Source organism: Celeribacter sp. (genome assembly GCF_048259695.1).
Classification (GTDB): domain Bacteria; phylum Pseudomonadota; class Alphaproteobacteria; order Rhodobacterales; family Rhodobacteraceae; genus Celeribacter.
Genome location: NZ_JBLXHL010000011.1, coordinates 20719 through 27367, shown reverse-complemented (window position 1 = coordinate 27367; position 6649 = coordinate 20719). Strand labels below are relative to the sequence as shown.

11 protein-coding genes are annotated in these 6649 nt (G+C 62.1%); all 11 read left to right on the top strand.

Annotated features, from left to right (window positions below; genetic code table 11):
• Window positions 1-921 precede the first annotated feature (921 nt).
• The 11 genes from ACN0Q0_RS15255 (at window position 922) to ACN0Q0_RS15205 (ending at window position 6644) form a co-directional block, all read left to right on the top strand.
• Window positions 922-1236, top strand: coding sequence for a hypothetical protein (locus ACN0Q0_RS15255; protein ID WP_417244247.1), 315 nt, complete (start codon window positions 922-924; stop codon window positions 1234-1236).
• 10 nt (window positions 1237-1246) lie between these two features.
• On the top strand, window positions 1247-1540 hold the full coding sequence (locus ACN0Q0_RS15250) for a hypothetical protein (protein ID WP_279839941.1): 294 nt from the start codon (window positions 1247-1249) through the stop codon (window positions 1538-1540).
• Between the two features lie 103 nt (window positions 1541-1643).
• Window positions 1644-1940, top strand: a complete 297-nt coding sequence (locus tag ACN0Q0_RS15245; protein WP_417244246.1) for a hypothetical protein — start codon at window positions 1644-1646, stop codon at window positions 1938-1940.
• Window positions 1941-2090: 150 nt separating this feature from the next.
• Window positions 2091-2444 (top strand): hypothetical protein, encoded by a 354-nt coding sequence (locus ACN0Q0_RS15240; protein ID WP_417244245.1) that lies wholly within the window; start codon window positions 2091-2093, stop codon window positions 2442-2444.
• Between the two features lie 67 nt (window positions 2445-2511).
• Window positions 2512-2703: a hypothetical protein gene (locus ACN0Q0_RS15235; protein ID WP_279839946.1), complete on the top strand. Its 192-nt coding sequence runs from the start codon at window positions 2512-2514 to the stop codon at window positions 2701-2703.
• 113 nt (window positions 2704-2816) lie between these two features.
• Window positions 2817-3548 (top strand): hypothetical protein, encoded by a 732-nt coding sequence (locus ACN0Q0_RS15230; protein WP_417244244.1) that lies wholly within the window; start codon window positions 2817-2819, stop codon window positions 3546-3548.
• A gap of 120 nt (window positions 3549-3668) precedes the next feature.
• Entirely contained in the window at window positions 3669-4259 is a 591-nt protein-coding gene (locus tag ACN0Q0_RS15225) for a hypothetical protein (protein ID WP_417244243.1), read from the top strand.
• Window positions 4260-4350: 91 nt separating this feature from the next.
• Window positions 4351-4812 carry a hypothetical protein gene (locus ACN0Q0_RS15220; RefSeq protein WP_417244242.1) on the top strand — a complete coding sequence of 154 codons (462 nt, stop codon included), beginning with the start codon at window positions 4351-4353 and terminating at the stop codon, window positions 4810-4812.
• A gap of 29 nt (window positions 4813-4841) precedes the next feature.
• Window positions 4842-5468, top strand: a complete 627-nt coding sequence (locus tag ACN0Q0_RS15215) for a hypothetical protein (protein ID WP_417244241.1) — start codon at window positions 4842-4844, stop codon at window positions 5466-5468.
• A gap of 1 nt (window position 5469) precedes the next feature.
• Window positions 5470-5793: a hypothetical protein gene (locus ACN0Q0_RS15210; protein ID WP_417244240.1), complete on the top strand. Its 324-nt coding sequence runs from the start codon at window positions 5470-5472 to the stop codon at window positions 5791-5793.
• Entirely contained in the window at window positions 5790-6644 is an 855-nt protein-coding gene (locus tag ACN0Q0_RS15205; protein WP_417244239.1) for a hypothetical protein, read from the top strand. Before ACN0Q0_RS15210 ends, ACN0Q0_RS15205 begins: the two co-directional genes overlap by 4 nt.
• Window positions 6645-6649 lie beyond the last annotated feature (5 nt).

Genomic DNA, 6649 nt, shown 5'->3' with positions numbered 1-6649 from the left:
CCCGCGATCACCGACACCAGCCCTTGGCCCAGTTCCGGGACATCTGCCACAGCCCCCATACCATGGGAGCTACAGCCTGTCCCAGTTCCGGGACAGCGGTCATCGGCCACGTCAGCACGGTCAGCGGTCCAAGGCCCTGGCAGCGGTGCTGATTGCCACCAAGATCACGATTCCAGGCCCGTGGCCCGGTGCCAATCTTCCCGCAGACGCTCGAATATTATTCGGGAACTTCCGTGACGGCCCTAAATGCGACGCAGATTGGTCAACGTTTCAGCGTTTGCTAATGGATTACACCCTTAGTCGTAATTCCGTCCCCTTCCTGCGACACTCGACGAAGGTCTAAGCAAATTGATTCTTTCAATGGGATCAAGGGCAACGATTAAGGAAAACTGGTTGCGTTTCCGTCGGAATGCGAGAAACAGGTTAAAAAACAGTGTTTGTCCCGGTTTGTCCCGGTTACAAAAAACCGGCCAAGGTCCGGGACACCTGTTTTCAGCAAGGATTTCAATGCCTTGCAAAAGTCTGTCCCGAAAAACCCGGATTGGCCCCTATTTCCTTTTCTACACATAGCATTACTACTCTCTATACAGTCCTACTCATATACCCCTTTCATTTACTTAAATAGTTTAAATAGAACTGGGACAACTGGGACAGAAGTCGTTGGAAAGCCCGTCGTAGAGCGGTTCGTTGGCCCTGGCCCTGTTCAGCGACATTGAACCCGCAACCGGGACACCACGCCACCACATTGCTCCACAGCCCCCGTCATTGCTGGCCTCCCGCCAATTGCCCCACTTTTGTCCCGGTCGTTCGCCAACCGGGACACAGGCCCATCATCGACCACCAATCGGTAAGGCCCTGACTGCGTCAGGGCCAGTGCGTGAGGTCCGTGTCACATCCCGTGACTCAACCGGAGCCTTGACCATGATCAACCTGATCCTCGACATCCTCACCGGCCGCAGCCTGCTGGCCTTCGCCCTGCGCCTGATCGCCCTCGCTGGCCTGATCGCTGCCGGCCTGACCGTGGCCCATCCCCTGACGCTGCTGGTCATCGCCCTGGCGTCCGTCGGCAACGCCTACCTGTTCGCCAACATCACCCGCGTCACACTGACCTTCTTGCGCAAGCGTGCCGACAGGAAGGCCCGCCAGATGGCCGAGGACGAGCGCCGCTTCGAGCAGGCCCGTGATATCACCCCCACGGCGAACGCCGCCCAGCGCCGCGCCCTGGCCCAATTCTGAGGACATGCCCATGGGACCTTTCCTGATGATCTCGATCGCCGCTGCCTCAGCCCTGTTCGTGCTGATGATCAAGCTCAACATCCGCCGCGTGCTGGGCTATGACGCGGCCGTGGACTTCATCTCGACCACGATGCTGGTCGGCATGTTCTCCGGCACCATCACCGGCATGGCTGCTGCCGTGTTCGCCGGCTGCCTGCTGTCGATCATGCTGCTGATCGCCAAGAAGCTGGTCGGCTACGAGCGGCTGGAACGCGACGGCATGCAGCTGCGTTGGCGCTATTACCCACCGGCCTGGCGCCAGTAACCGCCACCATCGTCTAACGGGGCTTCCCTTGAGGTCCCGTTGGTTACTGTATTAGCGTTGATTCACACAACGCAACACACATAAGAAACGGAGTTCCCCGACCATGACCGCCATGTTTGATATAAGCACTGCGAATATTGGCCAACGCCAGTGTCAGTCACGCCTCGACACCGCCCTGCTGCCCTATGCCGCCCAGGGCCCGTATGCCAGTACCCACAACTGGCCCTACTACCTGATCCATGGCGAGAAGCAGACTGTCTCGGTGCGCCGCATCAAGAAGGAGGACGTGGGCGAAACCTTCGTGGTCTACGAGAACTTCGGCGACTACACGCAGAAGCAGCGCCAGCACCATTGCCCTGACGTCGAGCACCTGCACAACCTGCTCGACATCCTGATCTAGCCCCCAGGCCCTTGCCCTCTGGCAGGGGCCTTTTTCTATGTCCCAGGTCCTTGCCGAAGGACCTGGGCCATTGCGCGGCAGTTCGAACCGGCCCCGCCTTCGGCGGGGCCATTGCGTGCCGGTCGTGAACCCATCCAGAGATTCACGACCATGATCATCACCCACACTGTCCTGTTCTGCGATTTCAATGGCGACATGCACGAACAGCGCTTCATCACCCGGCAGAAGGCCATCAACTTCGCCCTGGGCCTGATCGAGAACGGCCATGCCACGCCTGACATCTATGATCAGGCCGGACGCAGCGTGCGCTTCCCGATCCCGGAATGGCGCTTCTTCGGCGAGGAGTACGTCATCAGTTGGCACGACCTGCGCACGGGCGACGACTGCTACGCCCGCCTGCCCACACAGGAGGCCGCTGACGCGATGGTCGCCACCTTTGATCGCGTGGCCATCCCGGACTGGGTCAGTGCCCACCCGTTCAACTACCCCCCGCTGTCAGCGTGAACCCCAGGCCCCGCCTTCGGCGGGGCCATTGCGTGGCAGTCGTGAACCCATCTGAGGAGAACACGACATGCCACACGCCATCGACCATGGATCGGATTACCTGCACAGCCTGCCGGAGCCGCAGGACCCGCTGGAGCTGCTGTTGCAGGCAGAGGAACAGGCGCTGGAGGACTGGGACGACAGCCGCGACCGTCCCGACTTCGCCCGCGTGGGTCGGACAGAGTACATCCGGCAGCGGACAGCGTTCCTGCTGAAGTGAACGGAGGGCCCCTGCGGGGGCCCTTTGTCGTGGCAGTCGAGGCCCTGACTTCGTCAGGGCCAGTGCGCAAGGCTCTATGTCACATCCCGTGACACCCAACCGGAGCCTTACCCATGAGCCGATACAACCAGAACGATCTGCGTGACCAGCTGCTGGACCTGGAGGACACCGCCCCTTGGGAGGATGCCCCCGCCGCCGCTACCACCACTTCTGCCACTTCCGAGGACACTGCCATGACCACCCAGACCACCGCCGCTGCCACCACCGACACTCTCGATGCGTTCTTCTCCCAGCTGGGTCAGTACCCGCGTCAGAACGTGCTCGAGCGCCTGATTCAGACGCTCGTCAGCGAGTCGGCCCGCGCGGCCCACTTCGCTGACCGCATCGAGTTCGGCGACGATGCCATGCACGCCTGCGGCGAGCCGCTGGAGCTGGACGAGGCCGGTTTCGTGAAGTCGCCGGTCGATCTCGACATCCGCCCCGAGCCCGACACCGCTGGCGTCGAGCCGCGTCGTCTGTCCGAGAAGCAGTTCGAACTGCTCAACTCCCTGCGTGACGACGAGGTCGCCGCCCTGGAGATGGTCAGCGAGCTGGCAGACGTCTTCCGCGCGATCTGCGGTGACGAGATCGCCTTCAGCACCCGCCGCACCGAGCAGGGGCGCTACGAGAAGCTGACGAAAGCGCCGTCGGCCCTCAACCACGAGTATCAGCGCGCACACGCGGCATGGCTGGGCAAGCTGGCGCGTGATCAGGATGCGCAGAACCGTGGCTTCAACGCCGCTGGCAGCGAGTCGCTGACTCAACAGACGCGCCGCCGTCGCGCCAGCGTCATCGCCAGCCTGTAACGGCCCTCGGCCCCTCGCCATTGGCGGGGGGCCATTGTCGTGGCTGTCGAGTCTGGCGTGCTGCTAGGCGCTCTCCCTGTGGGCTATCATTCACGATCTCTCACACAAGGACGTATCGCCATGACCCCTCCCTTCAGCAGCGTCGTCAAAGCGGCAGAATTCCTCTCGCGCCCCCTGGCCGAGGCCCGTGCCTCTACCCTGTTTGCCACCACCATCCTGCTTTCCTGCGTGGTCGCCCTCAATTGGCTGCCCATGCCGGTCTTCCTCGCCGCCATACTGGCAGCCGTCTCGTTCTTCGCCATATTGGTGATCATCGGCTCCATCATCCGCCTGGTCGTGATGGGCCTGCACCACCTGATCGATAAACGCGATGCGAAGCGTGCAGCCGAAAGGCAGGCGGAAGAGGCCGCAGTCATCAAGGCCGAGCAGGAAGCCTTGCTCCCAACCCTGATCGCGGACATGTCATCAAGCCACCGGGTGCTTGTGGACCTGCTCATGCTCGCGCACTACGACGGGAAGTTCACAACGGCGGATATATTCAAGCCGGAGTCGCACACCAACCACCATGACACCCATTTCGTGCAGTACCTGCTCGATATGGCCCTAGTCACCAATACCCCGCATCCGAGCTATCGTCATGGCATCTACCGCCCGACAGAGAAGTTCATCGCCCTGTATGAGGAACGGATGCAAGAAGAACACCCGGCCTGATATCCCCCCTGCCTCCCCCCTTGGTCGGGGGGTTCTTGACTACACTATAAGCAGTGCTTACCGTTACTGTTATTGCCCAAGGAGAACTGCCATGTACTCGCGTGAGAGCTACGTCAGCCATCGTATCAGTCACCATGACTACTATGTCCAGTTCGTGGGTCCCGAGGAAATGGACAAGGTCGAGGACGTGATCGGCCGCGAGCGCATCCTGTCGAGCACGGACTACCACTTCAACGACATTCCCGACGACGAGTGGGACTGTCTGGGCATCGCCCCGACCTACGAGGAGCGTGCCCCACTGGCCGGTGACAGCCCCTCGAACCGTGGCCGCCGCTGCACGTTCAAGGCCGCTGCCCGGCTGATCCGCATGACGCACGCCCCGATTCTCCCGTGGGCGGTCGATGCTTACCTCCCCGGTGGGCAACGCACCCGGGCCACCTGCCGGGGCACCGTGGACGGGCTGTACCAGCACCACGTCGTCGAACGCACCCCGCTCCATGACCAGGAGCCGGCACCGGAGCGCCTGACGTTTCTCGCCACGGCGTCTGTATAAGCACCGCTTACCAAAAAAGGCCCCATACCATGTTCCCCGTATCTCATTCCGAGCAGATGTTGTCCCTGAACACCCGCCATGTGCCCCAGGCCGAACTGTCCGTGCTCAATGATGCCATCCGGCACCGCGCCGCCAACGGCATCGTGCGCGATACCGGCACCCTGCTGATCATCGATGAGCAGATTCCCCACCTGCCCCAGGACAAGGTCCCGTTCCTGATCGACCTGGCCCTGCTGGCATCCCGCACCGACCACACCTGGCTGAACCTGGATCGGGATGTCCCCCCGCTCCTGACCCTGCCCCAGTTCGACTGGGAGCGCCCCGTCACCCCCGACAACGTCACCGTGGCCTACCTGGCCAAGGGTGCCTCGGAGTCCAAGCGGTTTTCCCAGGCCGTCGATTCACTGGCGGAGGGTGAGCTGGGCTTCATCAGTTATGTGACGGACTTCGCCACCGTCTTGGACATGGCCTGGCAGGCCGTCAAGGACACCGAATACCAGTACGAGGGTGTCTTCGCCTACGACATCGTCGAGGCCGTCGGCCGCTGGCTGCCTGAGCAGTATCTGATCCGGGACGAGTTCCCGCGTCCCTTCCTGGTCTATCAGCACGCACTGATGCTGATGGGCGTCGATAAACGCATGGCCGAGGGCTTTTGATATGCCATCCCTGCTCGCTACCACCAACGGGCTGCATGCCCGTGACCTGATCAACCGCCTCAAGTCCCTGGGGTGGACCAACATCGCGGTCACCTTCGAGGACGAGGTCACGCCCCTGGAAGGCAACAGCGTGGACACGCTGATCGACGAGCTGCTGGCCACCGACGAGCCCAGCACCCTGCTGGCGACCTCCCCCGGTGGGCACGAAGTCGGTGCCTTGGTGCTGATGTACGACGTCGATGAGAAGGACATCGTCATCGACATCGCCAGCGACAACGAAGCCGCGATGAACGAATTCGAACGGATCGATGAGGCCCTGAAATGAGCACACTCCACGAGAATTTCGACCGCTATCTGGCGGAGTCCCTGTCGCGCGACAAGAAGAAAGATTCCCTGTTCCAACGGCGCCGTGCCCTGTCCCGCATGACGTCCTGCGAAGTCCACCCAGCAAGCCTGGGGACCGAGTGCTACCTGCTCGACGAGCGCCGCTTCTGTCAGCTGCTCACTTCCCAGGGGTTCTACGACGCACTGATAGCCGCAGCATCTACTGGCGAATGCCGCGACATCATCCAGCAATACGTCGCCCGCCATCTGGCGGAACAGCGCCAGCATGAAGCCCGCGAGCTGTACCGCGAAACCAACCCGATGCTCAAGCACCACCACGAAACCGGCGAGCTGGTCGCCGGGGCATTTCTGGCGCTGGCGGACTCTCCGGCCTATGACGCGAACCACGCCCACGAATTGAACGCCGATACCTTCCACCACCTGATGGCAGCCACGTACCAGCTGCGCGAGACACTGCCCAGCGAGAAGCGCCCCATCACGAACCTGGTCAATCTCTGGTTCTACCTCGGCCTGTGGCACCAGACACCAGTGATACCCACCAGGATGGCGCGAGCCGCTGCCGAAATGGAAAAGGCCATCGCCATGGACTGGTATCACCAGGAAATCGACTTCGGCCAGACCAATGACGTCGGCAGTGACAAATGGGGCGATGAAGGCACCCCTTGCTATTGGAACGGTGACCGCTTCCTCACGCCCTTCGGTGCCCGTCAGGCCGACGCCCTGATCGACTCCCAGGCACAGGATGCGGGCTCATTCAGCCGCGACGCCATGTGCGATGCCCGCGCTGTCGCCGGCCTGTTCCAGGTCAACCTGGCCACCGCCGTCTTCTAGGAGCC